The 17,342-nt window shown below is 35.3% G+C and carries 17 protein-coding genes, 1 pseudogene and 1 riboswitch; of the genes and pseudogenes, 3 read left to right on the top strand and 15 right to left on the bottom strand.

The window, feature by feature from the left end; genetic code table 11:
- Nucleotides 1-168: 168 nt before the first annotated feature.
- Together ACTNDN_RS03815 and ACTNDN_RS03810 are read left to right on the top strand one after the other, a co-directional pair.
- The gene (locus ACTNDN_RS03815) at nt 169-630 is read left to right on the top strand and encodes a PAS domain-containing protein (protein ID WP_441130798.1); all 462 of its coding nucleotides are present in this window, start codon (nt 169-171) and stop codon (nt 628-630) included.
- A gap of 29 nt (nt 631-659) precedes the next feature.
- Nucleotides 660-1,247 (top strand): diguanylate cyclase domain-containing protein, encoded by a 588-nt coding sequence (locus tag ACTNDN_RS03810; RefSeq protein ID WP_441130797.1) that lies wholly within the window; start codon nt 660-662, stop codon nt 1,245-1,247.
- Between the two features lie 673 nt (nt 1,248-1,920).
- Here the strand turns inward: ACTNDN_RS03810 and ACTNDN_RS03805 are convergent.
- The 12 genes from ACTNDN_RS03805 to ACTNDN_RS03750 all read right to left on the bottom strand — a co-directional run bounded on the left by ACTNDN_RS03805 (nt 1,921) and on the right by ACTNDN_RS03750 (nt 13,555).
- Nucleotides 1,921-2,262: a zinc ribbon domain-containing protein YjdM gene (locus tag ACTNDN_RS03805; RefSeq protein WP_441130796.1), complete on the bottom strand. Its 342-nt coding sequence runs from the start codon at nt 2,260-2,262 to the stop codon at nt 1,921-1,923.
- Between the two features lie 239 nt (nt 2,263-2,501).
- Nucleotides 2,502-3,953 carry a DEAD/DEAH box helicase gene (locus ACTNDN_RS03800; protein ID WP_441130795.1) on the bottom strand — a complete coding sequence of 484 codons (1,452 nt, stop codon included), beginning with the start codon at nt 3,951-3,953 and terminating at the stop codon, nt 2,502-2,504.
- A 129-nt stretch (nt 3,954-4,082) separates the two neighbouring features.
- Complete coding sequence (locus tag ACTNDN_RS03795; protein ID WP_031535506.1) at nt 4,083-4,274, bottom strand: hypothetical protein; 192 nt, start codon at nt 4,272-4,274, stop codon at nt 4,083-4,085.
- Between the two features lie 274 nt (nt 4,275-4,548).
- Nucleotides 4,549-5,295 carry an amino acid ABC transporter ATP-binding protein gene (locus ACTNDN_RS03790; protein WP_031535507.1) on the bottom strand — a complete coding sequence of 249 codons (747 nt, stop codon included), beginning with the start codon at nt 5,293-5,295 and terminating at the stop codon, nt 4,549-4,551.
- A 19-nt stretch (nt 5,296-5,314) separates the two neighbouring features.
- Entirely contained in the window at nt 5,315-6,058 is a 744-nt protein-coding gene (locus ACTNDN_RS03785; protein ID WP_109768081.1) for an amino acid ABC transporter permease, read from the bottom strand.
- Between the two features lie 63 nt (nt 6,059-6,121).
- Nucleotides 6,122-6,958 (bottom strand): transporter substrate-binding domain-containing protein, encoded by an 837-nt coding sequence (locus tag ACTNDN_RS03780; RefSeq protein WP_048719145.1) that lies wholly within the window; start codon nt 6,956-6,958, stop codon nt 6,122-6,124.
- A gap of 107 nt (nt 6,959-7,065) precedes the next feature.
- Nucleotides 7,066-7,246, bottom strand: a riboswitch (Lysine riboswitch).
- Between the two features lie 175 nt (nt 7,247-7,421).
- The gene (locus ACTNDN_RS03775; protein ID WP_081836551.1) at nt 7,422-7,529 is read right to left on the bottom strand and encodes a methionine/alanine import family NSS transporter small subunit; all 108 of its coding nucleotides are present in this window, start codon (nt 7,527-7,529) and stop codon (nt 7,422-7,424) included.
- Nucleotide 7,530: 1 nt separating this feature from the next.
- Complete coding sequence (locus tag ACTNDN_RS03770) at nt 7,531-9,033, bottom strand: sodium-dependent transporter (protein ID WP_109768082.1); 1,503 nt, start codon at nt 9,031-9,033, stop codon at nt 7,531-7,533.
- 481 nt (nt 9,034-9,514) lie between these two features.
- Complete coding sequence (locus ACTNDN_RS03765; protein ID WP_441130794.1) at nt 9,515-10,126, bottom strand: hypothetical protein; 612 nt, start codon at nt 10,124-10,126, stop codon at nt 9,515-9,517.
- Between the two features lie 12 nt (nt 10,127-10,138).
- Nucleotides 10,139-11,308 (bottom strand): Alp7A family actin-like protein, encoded by a 1,170-nt coding sequence (locus ACTNDN_RS03760; protein WP_441130793.1) that lies wholly within the window; start codon nt 11,306-11,308, stop codon nt 10,139-10,141.
- 527 nt (nt 11,309-11,835) lie between these two features.
- Nucleotides 11,836-12,675: an aldo/keto reductase gene (locus tag ACTNDN_RS03755; RefSeq protein WP_082169303.1), complete on the bottom strand. Its 840-nt coding sequence runs from the start codon at nt 12,673-12,675 to the stop codon at nt 11,836-11,838.
- A gap of 28 nt (nt 12,676-12,703) precedes the next feature.
- Nucleotides 12,704-13,555, bottom strand: a complete 852-nt coding sequence (locus ACTNDN_RS03750; protein WP_048719139.1) for an NAD-dependent epimerase/dehydratase family protein — start codon at nt 13,553-13,555, stop codon at nt 12,704-12,706.
- Nucleotides 13,556-13,979: 424 nt separating this feature from the next.
- Here ACTNDN_RS03750 and ACTNDN_RS03745 point away from each other — a divergent pair, with 424 nt between their 5' ends.
- Nucleotides 13,980-14,663 carry a GNAT family N-acetyltransferase gene (locus ACTNDN_RS03745; protein WP_048718250.1) on the top strand — a complete coding sequence of 228 codons (684 nt, stop codon included), beginning with the start codon at nt 13,980-13,982 and terminating at the stop codon, nt 14,661-14,663.
- A gap of 55 nt (nt 14,664-14,718) precedes the next feature.
- Here the strand turns inward: ACTNDN_RS03745 and ACTNDN_RS03740 are convergent, their stop codons facing one another.
- The 3 genes and pseudogenes from ACTNDN_RS03740 to ACTNDN_RS03730 form a co-directional block, all read right to left on the bottom strand.
- Nucleotides 14,719-15,042 carry a hypothetical protein gene (locus tag ACTNDN_RS03740; protein ID WP_048718248.1) on the bottom strand — a complete coding sequence of 108 codons (324 nt, stop codon included), beginning with the start codon at nt 15,040-15,042 and terminating at the stop codon, nt 14,719-14,721.
- Nucleotides 15,043-15,206: 164 nt separating this feature from the next.
- A pseudogene (locus ACTNDN_RS03735) lies at nt 15,207-15,824 on the bottom strand (TerD family protein); the annotation flags it as partial.
- A 428-nt stretch (nt 15,825-16,252) separates the two neighbouring features.
- The gene (locus tag ACTNDN_RS03730; RefSeq protein WP_441130810.1) at nt 16,253-17,038 is read right to left on the bottom strand and encodes an endonuclease I family protein; all 786 of its coding nucleotides are present in this window, start codon (nt 17,036-17,038) and stop codon (nt 16,253-16,255) included.
- Between the last annotated feature and the right edge of the window lie 304 nt (nt 17,039-17,342).

Here is a 17,342-nt window from a genome sequence, read left to right as displayed (position 1 = left end):
AAAATATGGATTAGTGGTCGAAATAAGAATAGAAATTCCATATGGAAACAAGGTGAGAATATGAATATAAATAGAACAATATTAGTAATAATCCTATCTATTTTAATGACAGTCTTAAATTTAACGTTTTTTAAACAAAAGCAAATAATATGAATAGGAATTATTATAGTGTTTTTACTTTTACTATGGACAATGAGGAGTCGAACAATTGAGCTAACTAAGCAAAGTCAGATCCTCAAAGAATCTCTAAAAAAGCGCGAGGAAAGAGAGAAAGAATTATCGAATACTATTCAAGACTATGTGCGGTTACTTCATTCACTAGAAGGCTCTATTTATTCTGTTGATATTCAAAATGGACTAATAAATTTCTCAAAGGATTTAGAAAAGATTTTCGGAAAAACTATTAACAATGAGCTAAAGTATCCCTTTGATTATAAACAATATGTTCACCCGGAAGAATTTACAAAAATCTTAGAATTTGAACATAAATTGTTGAAAGGACATCCTAGTAAGGTCGAATATCGGGTCATTCAAGACGAGAGCCATGTAAAATGGGTCGTTCAAAAAGCTATTCCTATTATCGATAAAAACGGTACTGTTTCAAAAATAAATGGTCATTTAATAGATTAATAGATATAACAGACAGAAAGACGCTAGAATTGAACCTCAAACAAATGGCGTATCTTGATGACCTTACTGATTTACCAAATCGAAAAGCACTCGACCGCCATATTGAAAAAACATTTGCTCGGTCAAAAAGACATGGGCATTGTTTTGGCATTATGTTTATCGATTTGGACGGGTTTAAAAATGTGAATGATACGTTAGGGCATGACGCAGGAGATCAATTGCTTATCGAAGTAGCTTCAAGACTCCAAGATAATTTAAGAGAAGAGGATGTTATAAGCAGAATTGGTGGAGATGAATTCATTGTTATCGTAGAAGAATCATCAAAAAATGAATTAGAAAATATTGCAGACCGGATTATCCAAAGTAGTTCGCAACCATATTCCATAAACAAAGCGGAAGCCAAAGTTTCTGTTAGCGTTGGTATAAGTCTCTATCCGAATGACGGTGAAACGAAAGAAATACTTCTTGAAAATGCGGATAGAGCAATGTACTATGCGAAAAACAATGGAAAAAATCGCTTTAAGTTCTATACACCTGATTTAATGAACATTGATCCTCCAAAAGAAGGATTTATCGAAAAATGGCGGAATACATTGCATAATTCTTTATTTAATTAAAAGAAATAGGAATTAAAACGCTTTTGTACTAGGCTAACTAGACATGCAAAAATATGAAGATATAAATATGCTAATTTAAGATGAACCCAAACAATTATACGAAGATACCAACGAAGGATTCGGCTAATTGTTTGGGCTTTTTTATATTTGTAATTTATGATTATACATATAGTCATATGTTAAAACTAATTTATTCCAACCACTCGTTTTTCCTCTTGTACTCCTTAAGGACAGTCATCCCACCGTACTTTAATACACTGGAAAACTTTATGCGATTAAAAGGCATTATTCGTTTATTCATCCAATTTAGAGAAAGCAAAGCCCAATTGCTTAAAGGTGTAGAGGATTCTGAAGCATCCCCCCCTCAAAACCCAGAACGCGCAGTCCCTTACACGATCAATTGCATCAGCAATTTGTGAACCTATTTAATGAAATGAACAGCACTTCAAAAAAACCTGACACCAATGTCTTTAAAGCAGATATTTTATTAGCCGCTCTAAAAAGTGATTCCTATTTATTTCAACGAGAGGTTCGTGGATATTCACCAGAAGATATTACAGAAGCACTTTATGAAATGTTCGTTCTATAAGCTGCAAAAAGACGGTTCTACTGTAAAACAATATTAATTGTCCTCCAGTAGAACCGTCCCTTTGACTGCCTTGTTCTTAAACGCCTATATTTTCTTTACAAATACCGATTTTAATTTCATTGCTCCAAATCCAGCAATTTTACAATCAATATCATGATCACCGTCTACCAAGCGAATATTTTTCACCTTTGTTCCTTGCTTTAAAACAGAGGAACTGCCTTTTACCTTAAGATCCTTGATTACCGTAACTGTATCTCCGTCGTTCAAAACATTTCGATTTGCATCTTTGATCACTCTATTATCACCGTCTGTTTCCAAATCAGTGTTTGACGTCCACTCATATCCGCATTCTGGACAAACCAAAAGTGTCCCATCATCATATGTATATTCCGAATGACATTTCGGACAATTAGGCAAATTGCTCATTATTTTATTTCCTCCACCGCTTGAATTTGTACTAAAGTATTATTATATCAAAAACAGTGGAGCAGTAGAAAGAACCTCCATACAATCATTCATTCAAATAAGGTCTTTCTTGCTTATGACGTTCTTTTAAAAATTCCAAAGATAGCTAATTTTGTAGTTGATGCTATATATGGGAAAGGTAATTACAATAAACCCAAAGGAACTATACGAAAGATTCGTAATCAATAGTAACTAATCATTTATCCGTTCTTATTAGCCTCATATACCTTCAACAGCTTTCCTTTTATGGTTGTTTTCTTCATTTTATTCAGTACGATAGGCCCTTTATTATTTAAAATTTCAACATAAGAATGTGTATCCATTATTGTAATGATCCCAATATCCTCTGCTGTTACTCCGTCTATTTTAGCAATGGTACCCACAAAATCTACTGCTCGGAGCTTCTTTTTCTTACCACCATTAAAGTATAGCTTCATAATATGCTTGTTTAGTTTTTCATTTTTTGCTTTTTTAATGGTTGGCTCCACGTTCTTCTTTGCCTCAAAGTCTGCTTTATTTGCAGAAACCTCTTCTTTGGAAGGTGCTGCTAAAGTTGGAATTTCAAAACCGATATATTCTTCAATCCCTTTAAAAAACTTATCTTCAAATGGGGTAACAAATGTGATAGCTTTCCCTTTTTTCCCTGCCCGACCTGTTCGTCCAGTACGATGTACATAGCTTTCCTTTTCTAAAGGAAGGTCATAATTAATAACATGGGTGATACTATCAATATCAATACCTCTTGCCGCTACGTCTGTTGCGATTAAATAGCGGAACTCTCCCCTTTTGAAATCATTCATTACTTCAAGTCTGTCTTCCTGGACCATACCACCATGAATTTGATCACAGCTGTACCCTAAATCTAACAACTGCTCACATAATGTATCTACTCTATCCTTTGTTCGGCAAAAAATGATACAGCTATCAGGATTTTCCACAATCGTTATATCTTGAAGAATAGAGAATTTGTCCTTTTCCTCTACTTTCAGAAGCGAATGATCAATTTTATCTGTTGTGAGTCCCGTTGCCTTTATTTCTATATCAATAGGTGTCTTCATATAGCGAAGAGATAGGTCCTTAACCGCCTCAGGTAGTGTAGCTGAGAATAGCATTGTCACTCGATTCTTTGGTAATGCCTTTATAATAGCCTCCACTTGTTCAATAAAGCCCATGTTCAGCATTTCATCTGCTTCATCTATGACAAGGTAGTTTATTTGATTTAAAGTCAACGTACCTCTCTCTATATGATCTAATACACGTCCTGGTGTTCCTACCACTACATGTGTTTTTTGCTTTAATTCTGTTTTTTGAATGGCAAAAGGCTGTTTTCCATAAATAGCCGCTGCTTTTATTCGTTTAAATCTTCCTATATCAATAATGTCATCTTTTACTTGAACGGCAAGCTCTCTTGTTGGTGTCAAAATTAACGCCTGAGGCTTATTTTCTTCCCACTCTATTAATTCACAAATTGGAATCCCATAAGATGCTGTCTTCCCACTTCCTGTTTGGGATTTCACTACAAGATCTATTTTCTCTAACACAAGAGGAATCACCTTCCTCTGTACTTCTGTTGGAATTTGATAGTCTAAACTATCTAGAGCCTTTACTATTTGATTACTTAAATTAAAATCATGAAAACCTTTTTCACTCATCACAAAGCCTCTTTTTTTATTTATTCTTTTTATTATTTCCGTAACATTCATTCTCTTATACAAACTTCTATTATACGCTATCTTTTCTTGGCAAATGTACAATCCTTCATAAAACAGTTTAAAAAAGACCTACCCTTTTGGTAAGTCTAATGCTTGATATGCGGATTGATACTTTCCGCCTGCTGCTACTTCCGAATGATACAATGCTCTTATAGCCGAACTTTTATCAAGGTCATGTTCATCAATCAAATCCTTTAAGCGTATCTGTAAGTCCTTATTATCTTTGATTAACTTTTTCATTTGTGATTTCATGTATTTCATAAGATATCTATCCTTCCTAGAGCACAGCTTGCACTTCACTCTATTATGACATAGAATCCTCAAATATTAAAAACATCTTTAACTTATGCTATGGTTCACCAATCTTATGCTCCATTTTGCCTGTATTAGGGCGCTTTAGATGCATATTCCCATTTCACCAATTTTTGCTAATAGAAAAAGATGACCTCTACACAGGCAGAGACCATCTTCTATGACTAAAACTCACTTATTTGGTTGCGGATTATCTTCCTCATTCTCTAGCTATAGCTATAAGTTAGGATGGTTGCGTTACTAAAGTGCGCTTTAAGAATTCTCTCGTACGTATTTGTGTCGGGTTATGGAAAATTTGATCTGGACTTCCTTCTTCTGCAATAACTCCTTTGTCCATAAAGATAACCCGATCAGATACTTCCTTCGCAAATTCCATTTCATGTGTTACGATGATCATCGTTTGACCGGAATTGGCGAGGTCTTTCATGACTTTTAGTACTTCTCCCACCATTTCTGGATCAAGAGCGGAAGTAGGCTCATCAAACAACATGACATCTGGACTCATCGATAGGGCTCTCGCAATTGCAACACGCTGCTTTTGACCACCAGATAGCTGTTTTGGCTTTGCATTAATATATTTATCCATTCCCACAACTTTTAAATAATGCATGGCCATCTTTTCTGCTTCTTCTTTGGATCGTTTCAACACCTTTACTTGTCCCACCACACAATTTTTAAGGACATTGTGATTATTAAACAAATTAAATTGTTGAAATACCATACCAAGATGTTTGCGATAATCTGCGACATTATGATTGCTATCCAATATATTTGCACCATGGTAAAATATTTGCCCGCCACTTGCTTTTTCTAATAAATTTATACAACGAAGAAGCGTAGATTTACCAGATCCAGAGGAACCAATGATGGAAACAACTTCCCCTTTATTTACGGAGAAATTAATGTCTCTAAGTACTTCATGTGTTCCATAGGATTTGTTCAGATGCTGTATATCAATGATTTGTTCCATCGTTCTTCACCTTCTTCCATTATTTTTTATCTAATTCTAACTGTGCATCATTTCCGATGATCGTGTAATTATTCGATCCATCTAACTTTTTCTCCATATATAGCAATATTCTCGTAACAATTAAGGTCATTACAAAATAAATCATACAAGCTACGAAAAACGATTCAAAATATCTAAAGTTATTTCCTGAAATGGATTTTGTAACAAAATATAATTCCGTAACAGAAATTACGTTTAATACAGATGTATCTTTAATATTAATAACAAATTGGTTTCCTGTTGCTGGTAGGATATTTCGAATAACCTGTGGTAACACTACATTCCACATTGTTTGTAGATGATTCATGCCAATTGCATGAGCCGCTTCAAACTGGCCCTTATCAACGGAAACAATCCCACCACGAACAATTTCCGCCATATATGCTCCTGTATTAATGGATACAACAATAATAGCTGCAGTGAGCACATCCATATTTAAACCAAAAGCTAGCGCGGAACCATAAAAGATAACCATCGCTTGGACGATCATCGGTGTTCCGCGGAAGAATTCAATATAGATAGACAAGATGATATTAATTACTTTTAATATAACTTTTTTTACTACTCGTTCCGGGGTCGGGATAGTGCGAATAACCCCTGCAACCAATCCGATTGCTGCTCCAATAATAGTTCCGATTAACGCAATCAAAAGCGTTACACCAGCACCACGAAGAAACATCGGCCAGTTCTCTGAAATTATTTTAATGATCCACTCAAAACTCATCTTTTCTCCTCACTTACTTGATAAAACCGTCTGTATAAAGGCTACAGTCGGTTTTATCCTTTTTTATTCTGCTGCAGGTTGATTTTTAATAGCATTATCCATCATGCTTGTACGTTCTTCTTCTGGAATATCTGCTAAAATTTTGTTAATCTTCTCTGTTAAGTCACTGCCCTTTTGAAGACCAACAGCGGTAGTTGTCTCCTCTTCTGACGTTTTGAATCCATCCTTAAATTCAACCATTACAAACTTATCATTTGCAGTGGAAGCACTAATCCCTTCTGGACGTTCAGATACATATCCATCAATAACTCCTGACTCCAGTGCTACTCTCATAGCGGGGAAGTTATCCATTGCCGTCTTTTTTTCTACACTATTAATTTGATCAATAACAGAATAATGGAATGTATTTAACTGTGCCGTAATTTTTGCTCCTTTAAAATCCTGGATAGACGTAGCATTTTCAAACTCACTACCTTTTTTTACTACCATTACTAAATTGGATGTATAGTAGTTACCTGAAAAATCTATTGTTTCTTTACGCTCTGCAGTCGGTGACATCCCTGCGATGATGGCATCAATTTTTCCTGAAACTAATCCTGGTACTAAGCCATCCCACTCTGTTTTTACAATCACTAATTCTTTTCCTAAACCTTCTGCCACTTTTTTAGCAATCTCTACATCATAGCCTCCAGCATATTCTGAAGACCCTTCAATTTTCACCGCACCATTAGAATCATCATTTTGCGTCCAGTTAAACGGAGCATAACCTGCCTCCATCCCTACTTTAAATGTATTATCATCATTCGATCCAGAAGCTGAATCGCTGCTTGTCCCACATCCAGCTAATAAAAGCATTGCGGATAATATTAAAACTAAAAATAATGTTAACTTGTTTCTCATGATGTCTTTCCCCCTGTTTTCCTATTAATCTACTAAAACAAAAAAAGACCTGAGATAAACTCAGGTCGTAGTATATGCGATAGCCCTAAAGTCCTCTCTTTTATCCCAAATGAGATAGCACAACTCAATAAACTAGGTGTTTATTGAGACAGTCCTGCAGCTCTTAACTACAGACCCAGCATGTAATATGGAGAATATTACAAACTTCGGCGACATTTCCTTCTCCCTAGCATCAAAGCTCCTCAAACTCCACTAAAGACTGTTAAATATCGCGCCTCTACCTCACTGTAAAAAAAAGTGAGGTCTTATTCAATTAGTTTTTATAGTAACGTATTTTGTCGATATTCGTCAACTTGTTTTTTGTTATCCATTATTTATTTTGAATTTTTAGTGAACTTTTCCTCTTTTTCAACCAATAAAAAAGGATCAACCATATCGTTATGGCCAATCCCTTTTAAAATTATTATTTAGCTTTCTTAGAAACTCTTACGACATTAAAGATACTGGCTGCTAAGCCGCCCCATAGGATAACCATTCCAACTACCATCATGGTGATCGCACTAGCTGACATATTAAACAACCTCCTTATTCTTGTCTAGAGCATTAGATTTCCACTTTTTAAAGGATAGAAGAACCCCAATAATGATGCTCAAAGCGACTACTAACACACCTGCATACAAAATTAATGTTGTTGGATATCCTTCATAATTCTCCTTTAAATTCTGACGAATGTTGTCAACCATCATATAACCAAGAACAAGAGGTGTTACAATACTTAAACAGAACTTCCACCAAGCACCAATACGTATATCAGAAATAGCATTCGAATGAGTCTGTAGTCCATTTAATCCTCTAAAGAACCAAGCAATTAAGATGACTTCTACTAATCCTGCCGTAACAATTCCAAAGTTATTTATAAAGTAGTCAACTACATCAAGTAAATATAAACCGCCATTTGTTGCAAAAAGCAAGGAGATTACTGTTGCCACTAGCCCGCTTGTTAGTACCGCTTTTGTTCGTGATACATTAAACTTCTCTTGAACTCCTGCGATGAAGGTTTCTACGATAGAAATAAGCGATGTCATACCTGCAAAAACAAGAGAAAGGAAGAATAATACCCCAAATAGACCATTCATTCCAGGGAATTCATTGATGATGCTAGGGAAGACTACAAATGCTAGTCCAATCCCACTACTTACTACATCTTCAACAGCAACGCCTTGTTGATTTGCCATAAAGCCGAGTGCAGCAAATACACCAATACCTGCCAATAATTCAAAGCCAGAATTTGCAAATGCAGTAATGAATGCATTATTATTTATATCCGACTTTTTTGGTAGATAACTTGAATAAGTAATCATGATTGCAAATCCAATCGATAAAGAGAAGAATATTTGCCCATATGCTGCAATCCAAACCTTTCCGTCAAGAATCATTTCCCAGTTTGGTTTGAAAAATGCGTTTAATCCTTGTGTCGCTCCATCAAGAGTTAAAGCACGAATTACGATTACTAAAAACATAACAATCAGGATAGGAAGGAATATTTTATTTAATCTTTCAATCCCTTTTGAAACTCCACGATATAAAACAAAGAGAGCCACTGCCCACACACAAAGTACTGGAATAACAATACCAGGAACTAATCCGCCTATTGTGCCAGGTTGATCCGCTATCTTTAATACACTACCAAAAAAGAAGCTTTCAGGGTCTGAACCCCATTGCGTACCAAATGAATAAATTGTAAATTTTATCGCCCATGCGACAATAACTGCATAATAAGTACAGATGACAAAGGCAATTAATAACTGCCACCAACCAAGCCATTCTGCTTTTTTATTTAAACGGAACAGCGATAATGGTGCTGATCCACGAAATTTCTGACCGATTGTAAACTCTAAAATTAATATTGGAATCCCTGCTGTTATGATTGCAAATAAATAAGGTAAGAAAAAGGCTCCTCCTCCGTTTGCATAAGCAACTGCTGGAAACCTCCAGATATTCCCTAAACCAACAGCAGATCCGACAGCTGCCAAGATAAAGCCATACCGTGATCCCCATTGTTGACGTTGTTCCATAAGATGACCTCCGATTAATCACTGTTTTAGAAACATTCAGATAATTTTTCACATTCTATTAATATAACGTCTGTTTTTTGAAATGTCAAACTATTTATTGGTTTTTTTGTCGAATTTTTGTTTTATCGTTTCTATCACTTGTATTGCATTTCTCCGTACAAAGGAACTCCATGAAAAACTTGTTTCCCCTAACTGTTACACATCCCTTAGCATATAAATCTACGGAAATTGTTTAAATAAATATAGTAACTGTAAAAAATCCTATTTATGGAAGCGATTGAGCCCAAACAAAAAACCAAAAAATGTTGAGTTCTCAGCATTTTTTGGTTTTAATCTCTCTATTTTAGTTAACTATCTATTTTTTGAATAGACATTTTAGAATCTGTTGCTAAATCATTTCAGAAAATGCATGGAATTACACACTCTATCCATCTTCGACAAATTTCGAGAATTCCCTGTGCATCCTAACTTTCAACCTACACTACTTGTTCATGGAATGAAGAAAGTCTCCTAATAAACTATCTAAATCTTCATTTTCACTGTCTTCTGGTTCCTTTTCCGCTTCTGCTTCTATTGATTGATTATGTGTTGCTTTATCCCAATCAAAATTGTCTAAATCATCCATGCTATCTATCTCTTCGATAACAGCTGTTTCTTCCGTTGCATGCAAATAGTCATCCGCTTCCGCTACTTTCTCCCGTTCATTTGTTCTTTCTTCTTGCAAATACAAGGCCTCGTCTATATCTAAAGAATTACTATTTAAAGATGCAAGCAAAGCTGTTGAACGAACTGGATCTTTTAAAAGCTGGTATATAATCGCACCTAACAACGCCTCAGAATGCTCGTGCTTCAACCAATCTCGCTGTGATTTGCTTAATTTATGGGGAAGAGGAATTGTAATTGTTTCTCGTTCCTTTGAAAAGGACTGACCAACCCCTTGTAGCACAAACTCAGCTATTTTACTTGAAAAATTTCTTCTTTCGACTTCCTTAAGCTTTTGTAAATGATTTAAAAGATGATCAGGAATATCAGAAGGGACACGAAATGAAATAGCTTGTCCTCGCTTAATTCCCTTTGAACTAGAGCTTTTCATATCATCACCCTATTAATTTTTCACAGGTTCTTGCGGTAGATTAGGCTTCTCTGTCTTTCTTACAAAATCAGTAATGAGCTTATAATAAGCATTTGCCATCATCCAAATGCTCTCTTTCTCATCTTCAAAGAATTCAATGTTATAGCCATCTAAATTATTATTTAATGTTTTAATGTACTCTTTTAGTACATTTGCTCCTCCACCAACAAAATAACAGATTTCTGTCTGAGAATTCTTCTGCCATACGTTACGTAATAATCGATATTGTTTTTTCGCTAGTTCAAGTAAGATACGATCCGTAATGTCATGAACACTTGTCCGGCTTCCCTTAACCATAATATGGTTTCTGTCATTTTTTCGCGTGATAATTTCCACTACATCACGTCGACTGTCTAATTCAATGCCGTGTTTGGATCGAATTTCTTCTCTTATAGACTCTAGTGATTCCGATACACCAAGATTAAATCCTTGCGCTTTATCATCATCGACATTTCGATTTTTTATAACCGCGATATCTGTAGATAAACCACCTATATCCTGAATAATTATTCTTTTATCAATTAAATCTTTATTAATAATTTTCAACTGATTATCCATGACAAGATTGATATAGGCTGCAAATCCTTCAGGATAAATTTTCACTTCATTAAATTTAATATTTACTTTCAACCCTTGGTATTTAGGTGTCACAAGAAATTCCACTTGATGGACAGAACCAACTAATTTAGATCGATATCCAGCGTCCTTACCTTCCTTTACTTCTCTTAGAGGGAGCCCTGTTCCAAGCGTATAGTTTGCGTCAATGACATTTTTCATTCGTGGGAAAGAATTCGAATTCTTCTCATTGACTGCATCTAAAGCCAATGTAGCAAAAAGCATGACTGAAGTTTGATCTTCCTCCGATTTAGCACTGCCTGGATCTAATTCGGTTGCACTGCTACTCTTTGTTGCTAAATGGCCAACACGATAGATAGCATTATTTTCTTTTAATGCAGGGGAGTGAACCTTAATATGTATTCCTTCGAGAGGATTCTTGTTATCTAATTCTTCTATTCCTATTACAGGACGATCTTCTGTATCTCTTGCCACAATATTAGGAATATTCAATTCGTACTCTACTTCTCCAAAGATTGCCTTAATGGAGTCATTACCAACATCTACAGCCGCAATTCTAGAGCTCATCTTTTCATCATTCCTTTTCTTTTTATTGGATACTCTGTTTTCTAAATCTCCTATTTCTTATTTAAGGCTATAAGAGATTGCTAGATTAAATCAATTGATTTACCAAAAAAACACTTAATTGTAAACATCTCGTAAACTAAGAGTATTTGTAGACATTTTCGTAATCTTTGAATACAAATGTGTATACATTAGGTAAATACAGTATGTTTACACATTTGTTTACGCGTAAACGACTTTGTATACGTATTGTTTACTTTTTGTATACTTGTAATTGTTTACGTAAACAATTCTTTTCCAAGGAAATTACTGTCTAGGCTTTTAAACATTGTTCGGGGATTTCCTTTATCTTGATATCATCTCCTAAGAAAAAGGAGTCAATTTTATTAGTTCAGATTATTCTTCTGTATCCTGAATATTAGAGTTGGTATTTTGATAAAAACAGCACCTCTCTATCAATGGAGGATGCTGTTTTTTTGTATTATTCGGTTGCCCTTTTTATTACTACTAGAGAATATTTAATACTAAACTTATACTTTATAAAAAGTATCAGGATCAGCAAACATCCTTTGGTCCTGATTTAGTGCACTGATTTTATCCATGTCCTCTTCTGAAAGTTCAAAATCAAAGACATCCTTATTTTCAGCAATGCGATGGGGCTTAACCGACTTTGGAATCGTCACTACTCCTGTTTGTATGTCCCAGCGGATAATAATTTGCGCTGGTGATTTATTGTATTTTTTTGCAAGTTCAACCAAAATTGGTTCCTCAAGCAGACCACCCTGCATTAATGGAGACCAAGCTTCAAGCTGGATGCCGTGCTTTTTGCAAAAATCATGCAATTCTCGTTGATTAAATCTGGGATGATATTCTACCTGGTTGACCATCGGCACAATTTCACTGTTTGCGATTATTTCTTCAAGATGATGAACCTTAAAATTACTTACCCCAATTGCCCGGACACGTCCATCCTTATAAAGCTGCTCAAGTGCTTTCCATGTGTCTAAAAATTTTCCTTGTGAGGGAAGTGGCCAGTGAATTAAATACAGATCTAGATAATCGAGCCCCAATTTCTTCATGCTTACGTCAAAAGCCGCTAATGTTGCTTCATATCCTTGGTCAGCATTCCAAACTTTTGTTGTAATAAATAGTTCCTCACGAGGAACATTTGATTCAGCAATGGCTTTGCCTACACCCTCTTCGTTTTTATAAGCAGCAGCAGTATCGATGCTTCGGTAGCCCACTTCAAGAGCAGCTTTAACTGAATTTACAACTTCTTCTCCATCCTTTACTAGAAAAACGCCTAAACCTAACCATGGCATCTCAACACCGTTATGCAAAGTAGTAGTACTTTTAAGATTAGAAATCATCTATTATCTCTCCTTATTAAAATAGTCATTACATTTTTTCGTAATCTCTCCACTTATGAACAGGCTGCCAATTTAATAATTTCTTCGCCTTTTCATTGTTTAATAATGGCGCAAATCCAGATATATCTTTACGAAAATCCTTTACAGTTGGAAAGCATGTTTCCATTAACTGTTTACTTTCTATATCCATACTTGTTTCATCCGCCCCGATATTAAGGGCAACTGACCCAAGTCCATCTGTCTCAATTGCCAATCGGTAGGCACTCGCAGCATCTCGTGTATCAATATAACTCCACAGAATCGTTTTTCGCTGTTCTGGATCATGGATAAATTCAGGGAAATTTTCGTACTTTTCAGGGGAGATAACATTTCCTAAACGAAAAGATACGACCTGCATCCCTGTTCTACGATGAATCATATCCGCTGTTTTTTCATTAACAATCTTGGATAAACCATAGCTATCTTCCGGCAATTGTGGGTGATCTTCATCTATTGGCACATATTGTGGTGTTAAATTTTGCTTTGAAAAACAAATACCATAGGAGGACTCACTTGAAGAGATTACCGCTTTTTTAATCCCTAAATTCCCTGCTGCTTCTAAAATGTTATATGTAGATATAACGTTGTTTTCAAAGGTCACTTCATTTGGATGGGAATATGCAACCGGAATCGCTGCAAGATGGACAACCGCATCTGCATCAGCTAATACCCCATATACTTCACCAAGATTTGTTAAATCTGTTATTACTGTTCTGCAGAGCGCTTCTTTTGGATACTGCCTATCCACATTAAGAACTTCATAACCATGATTGATAAACTCTTTTATGACATCTCGGCCAAGTAGACCACTTCCACCTGTAATGACAACCTTTTTCTTCATTTTCTCTCCTCCGTATCTACTTAATAGAAAAATACTTTTGTAGTTCCTAAAAGAAATTTGTGTTTTACCTATACTTTGTTTATCGTGTAAACTAAGTGTAGGTAAAGCGCTTCCATTTTTTCAAATAATACCTTTTATGCTGACCAAAAAAGTTGAAGGAAATGGTTAAGACTGGAAGCCAGCCATGGGCTGAAGGCCACGAATAGTAAATGGGGGGAGTACAGGTTCGGACGAGCTATGAATATCCCTCTTCTCTTATACTAATTAACCACTAAAGGCTTGGGGAATTAGGAAAAAATAGTTTAATAAGCAATGATTCCAACTATCTTAAACGATCAATTAGCATTCAGATGGGTTAACGCTATTTTTGTGGAAGTAAAAAGTTATGAAGATTTATGACCCCCGAAAGGAGTAAGCTTAAAAAATGGAAGCTATGGCGCTTAGGTATTTAAATAAAAATATTCTTCATCATATTAATATAATAGAAAGTATTAAACGACATCAAGCAAATATCATACGATCAGATATTCACGGGGGTGTATTGTTTGATGTTCCGAGTGAGACCTATATGATTAGTTGTGACAGTTTGGAAGATTATAAGAGATTGTTACAAGATATTGAAGAGATAAAAGAATGCGAAGTATTTCAAAGTTGGGCCAAATCTTATGTTCAGGAGAAATACCATTTAATTCATAGAGATACCTATTATCAGGCAGCGATTTTAAAAGAGTTTCCCGTAACTATTCCAAAACCAATATTAACCATAAGACGTCTTAATGAAAATGACATTTCTTTAGTGAAAACTTTTTATCCTACCAATGATTATACATATGTTATCCAACGTCTTATGGAAGGTACTCTTTTCGGTGGGTTTTCAAATAATAAGGTGATTGGATTTATTGGCATTCACGATGAAGGTTCAATTGGCTTACTAGTAGTGATTGAAAAATACAAAAGACAAGGGTATGGACTTGCGCTACTGTACTTCATCATTCACCATTTTATAAAAAATAATAGAATCCCTTACTCTCAAATTAGTCATACGAATCAAGCTTCCAGATTTCTTCATCAAAAAAGCAGGGATGGAGATTTCAACAGGTGTGATTGAGTGGCTCACTGTACAATGACTATCCGGAAAATATTTTGTGTGTTCCGTTTTCTAGCTATTGATTAATATTCTTATGCGCTAGAAAACTTTTTATTTTTGCAGCTATGCCGATGATTAGATAACTAATTCCGTTAGCAATAATGACTAAACCAATGAAAGCTGCTCCAAATCCTGCTCCTTCACCAGTACCACCACTACTATGGTCCAGATTCACAAATAGGGAACCAGAAATGAAAGCAATAATGGGGCCAAATACACCTAAGATAATACCTGATAACCAAAAAGGTAATTTGATTCTTCGATTGAAGTAAATTGCAGAAAAATTTAAAATTAATAGAGCTACTATCAATACAAGCCAAATCAATCCATCTCCACTCATATAACCCTCCTATTTTCAGTTTTTAATCATATATAGTTTTTTTCAGTACTAGTGATGCACGAAAAATATTGTTTAGGAAATAGATTGACTTAAAAAGTCACTTTTAGAATCGATTCTATCTAAAACAAAACCATAAAACGTTAAATTTTTTATAGAATACTAATTTACTTGTAATCATTTTTCGGTCCTTCATCCATTATTACCTCGACCAAATTAGAAGCACCCATCCTAAGCTTAGGTCTAAATTCTGAGTTTGGCTTACTATAAAGATCCAACGGACTTATCATAACCCCATCTTCCGTATTATGAAGGATTCCGGGCACACAGGAATAAATTCTGTCATTATTATTTGCATTCTTGGCAAATATGGTAACAGATGTTCCGTTATGATTATCTATACTCATGGACACCTTGTATCTGTGGAATGAGCCTGTCCCATTTGACTGAGCAGAATAGACCACGGGAACAACTGCGAGTATAGTATCATTTAACCTTAATTTTATTACTTCTGTCTTAGTTGCTCGACTATCTCTCCTAACATCCCCCATGTGTTCAACTGCTCCGTTTCCAAAGCTTCTAAGAGGAGTGGTTCCTTCTGCTCCAAACATAGCCACATCTATTTGCTCACCATTCTTAGTGTAGACTAAAGCATATATATCGTAATCGGTACCAGTCTTCCAAGATACTGTCGCAGTAATTTCAGGCGTTTTCTCGATAATAACTGGCCTTTGACTTTTATCGAGACTTACCTTCCCCTTTACCTTTTCAAGGCTTATCTTGGTATTTTGTTTATTTTTATTCTCAGGAAAATTTACAGCTCCGACAGGTTCCTTAAGTGTTTGTTTTTGAATAGTTATAGATTCGGATGGCTTATTTTGCTCCTCAGCTTTTATCTCCACACCATAATTTTCACATAGACCTTCTAGCCCAGAATTAAACGCTCGACTCCTGCGGGAGATAGAGGAAAGGCTAAGCTTCCTCTCCGGCGCATCGTGCGTCTGTAGCGCAATGGAACGACTTAGTTTTTATAATTGACTATGTTTAAAAACATAGATAACCATCATGAGAAAGTAGCTTTATTTAAGAGCTAAATTAAAGATTGTTCGTCTTTAATGACTAGTTATTTAGTTTTGTCCCAGCCTCTAAACTAACTATGGGGCCTTATAAAAGAGAGAATCTATTTAAACTCTTCTCTCAAATGGAGATTGATTTACTTTTCATATATCCATCTCTCTGCAAGCTCTGGAAAATCAATATATGGATTCCGATTTCCCTGTAAGTCATAGATAGCAAGGTTACGATGTTTTTCATACAAAGATACCGGAAATTTCTGATGCCACTCTAGTAAAACCTCCAGATTTACTAGATTATTGTCCATTATTCCAATATATCGAGTCATAAAATAAAAGGTTGCTCTTGCAACAATTCCCTTTCCATATTCAGGTTCAAACTTCCCTTCATCCGCCTTTCCACAGCCTTCTTTAATACCTAAAATAGAACTTTCTGGAACATAGTCAGGAAAATCCGCATAAGGGCTGTTTCCACGGCGGCTGTTACACGAGGGATCACAGGCAAATAAATGATGCAAATCCCCTCTCATTGGCTGACGTTTATCAAACCAAGACTGAGGTACTACATGCTCACAGTTTAACGTGACCTTATCGGATAAACTATTACTATTAATACCTGTCTCTTCAAGCATACGAATATCCTTTTCTATAACAGCTAGCGGATCCATTTCCTTCCCTGAATAAATACTTTTAAGTTTCCCATTCTCATTAAGATCGACCCATGGATAAACATAACGGTGGGGTGCATAACCTAACTTATTTTGATGTGTTTTTTCTAGTAACTCATGCATCGTTTTTCTATCAAGCGAGCTATCTTTATAATATGTTTGTTTCATTTCTTTGTCTCTATTCTCTTCATAATAAGCGTGGTTATTGCTGTACTCTAAATAGGTTGCTTTTGCTATATCTAGTTCCTGTACTAGCATTTCTTGAATCTCAAATTTCTGGTTTTGATTCGATTCTACTTCCTGATTTGAAGCCATGTTTTCTTTTCGCTGCATCTTCTTCCCTCCTATAGGATTAAATGGAAGATAATTCATGATATTATTAATAGTTTAACAATTATAACTATTTATTCACAGCTACTTTCGAAGTAATTTCTTTTTAACTATTAAAATATGGCATGAACTTATCCGCATAATAGTGAGTTTTCCAAGAATAAAAAAACAAAACAGCATTCCTCAAATTGACCGAGGAATACTGTTTTGTTATGATGATTTCTGTTTTACT

It is taken from the genome of Niallia sp. HCP3S3_B10 (genome assembly GCF_052064465.1).
Taxonomy (GTDB): Bacteria; Bacillota; Bacilli; order Bacillales; family Cytobacillaceae; genus Niallia; species Niallia hominis.
The sequence above is the reverse complement of the archived record's forward strand: the minus strand, read 5'-3'. Positions and strand labels throughout refer to the sequence as shown.

Excerpts from the sequence above, each read along its gene's own strand:
- ACTNDN_RS03760 (WP_441130793.1), bottom strand. The coding sequence starts at position 11,308 with ATGAGCTCTAGAATTGCGGCTGTAGATGTTGGTAATGACTCCATTAAG.
- ACTNDN_RS03770 (WP_109768082.1), bottom strand. The coding sequence starts at position 9,033 with ATGGAACAACGTCAACAATGGGGATCACGGTATGGCTTTATCTTGGCA.
- ACTNDN_RS03730 (WP_441130810.1), bottom strand. The coding sequence starts at position 17,038 with ATGCTAGTACAGGAACTAGATATAGCAAAAGCAACCTATTTAGAGTAC.
- ACTNDN_RS03790 (WP_031535507.1), bottom strand. The coding sequence starts at position 5,295 with ATGGAACAAATCATTGATATACAGCATCTGAACAAATCCTATGGAACA.
- ACTNDN_RS03765 (WP_441130794.1), bottom strand. The coding sequence starts at position 10,126 with ATGAAAAGCTCTAGTTCAAAGGGAATTAAGCGAGGACAAGCTATTTCA.
- ACTNDN_RS03780 (WP_048719145.1), bottom strand. The coding sequence starts at position 6,958 with ATGAGAAACAAGTTAACATTATTTTTAGTTTTAATATTATCCGCAATG.
- ACTNDN_RS03755 (WP_082169303.1), bottom strand. The coding sequence starts at position 12,675 with ATGATTTCTAATCTTAAAAGTACTACTACTTTGCATAACGGTGTTGAG.
- ACTNDN_RS03775 (WP_081836551.1), bottom strand. The coding sequence starts at position 7,529 with ATGTCAGCTAGTGCGATCACCATGATGGTAGTTGGAATGGTTATCCTA.
- ACTNDN_RS03750 (WP_048719139.1), bottom strand. The coding sequence starts at position 13,555 with ATGAAGAAAAAGGTTGTCATTACAGGTGGAAGTGGTCTACTTGGCCGA.
- ACTNDN_RS03785 (WP_109768081.1), bottom strand. The coding sequence starts at position 6,058 with ATGAGTTTTGAGTGGATCATTAAAATAATTTCAGAGAACTGGCCGATG.
- ACTNDN_RS03800 (WP_441130795.1), bottom strand. The coding sequence starts at position 3,953 with ATGAGTGAAAAAGGTTTTCATGATTTTAATTTAAGTAATCAAATAGTA.
- ACTNDN_RS03745 (WP_048718250.1), top strand. The coding sequence starts at position 13,980 with ATGGAAGCTATGGCGCTTAGGTATTTAAATAAAAATATTCTTCATCAT.
- ACTNDN_RS03740 (WP_048718248.1), bottom strand. The coding sequence starts at position 15,042 with ATGAGTGGAGATGGATTGATTTGGCTTGTATTGATAGTAGCTCTATTA.
- ACTNDN_RS03795 (WP_031535506.1), bottom strand. The coding sequence starts at position 4,274 with ATGAAATACATGAAATCACAAATGAAAAAGTTAATCAAAGATAATAAG.
- ACTNDN_RS03805 (WP_441130796.1), bottom strand. The coding sequence starts at position 2,262 with ATGAGCAATTTGCCTAATTGTCCGAAATGTCATTCGGAATATACATAT.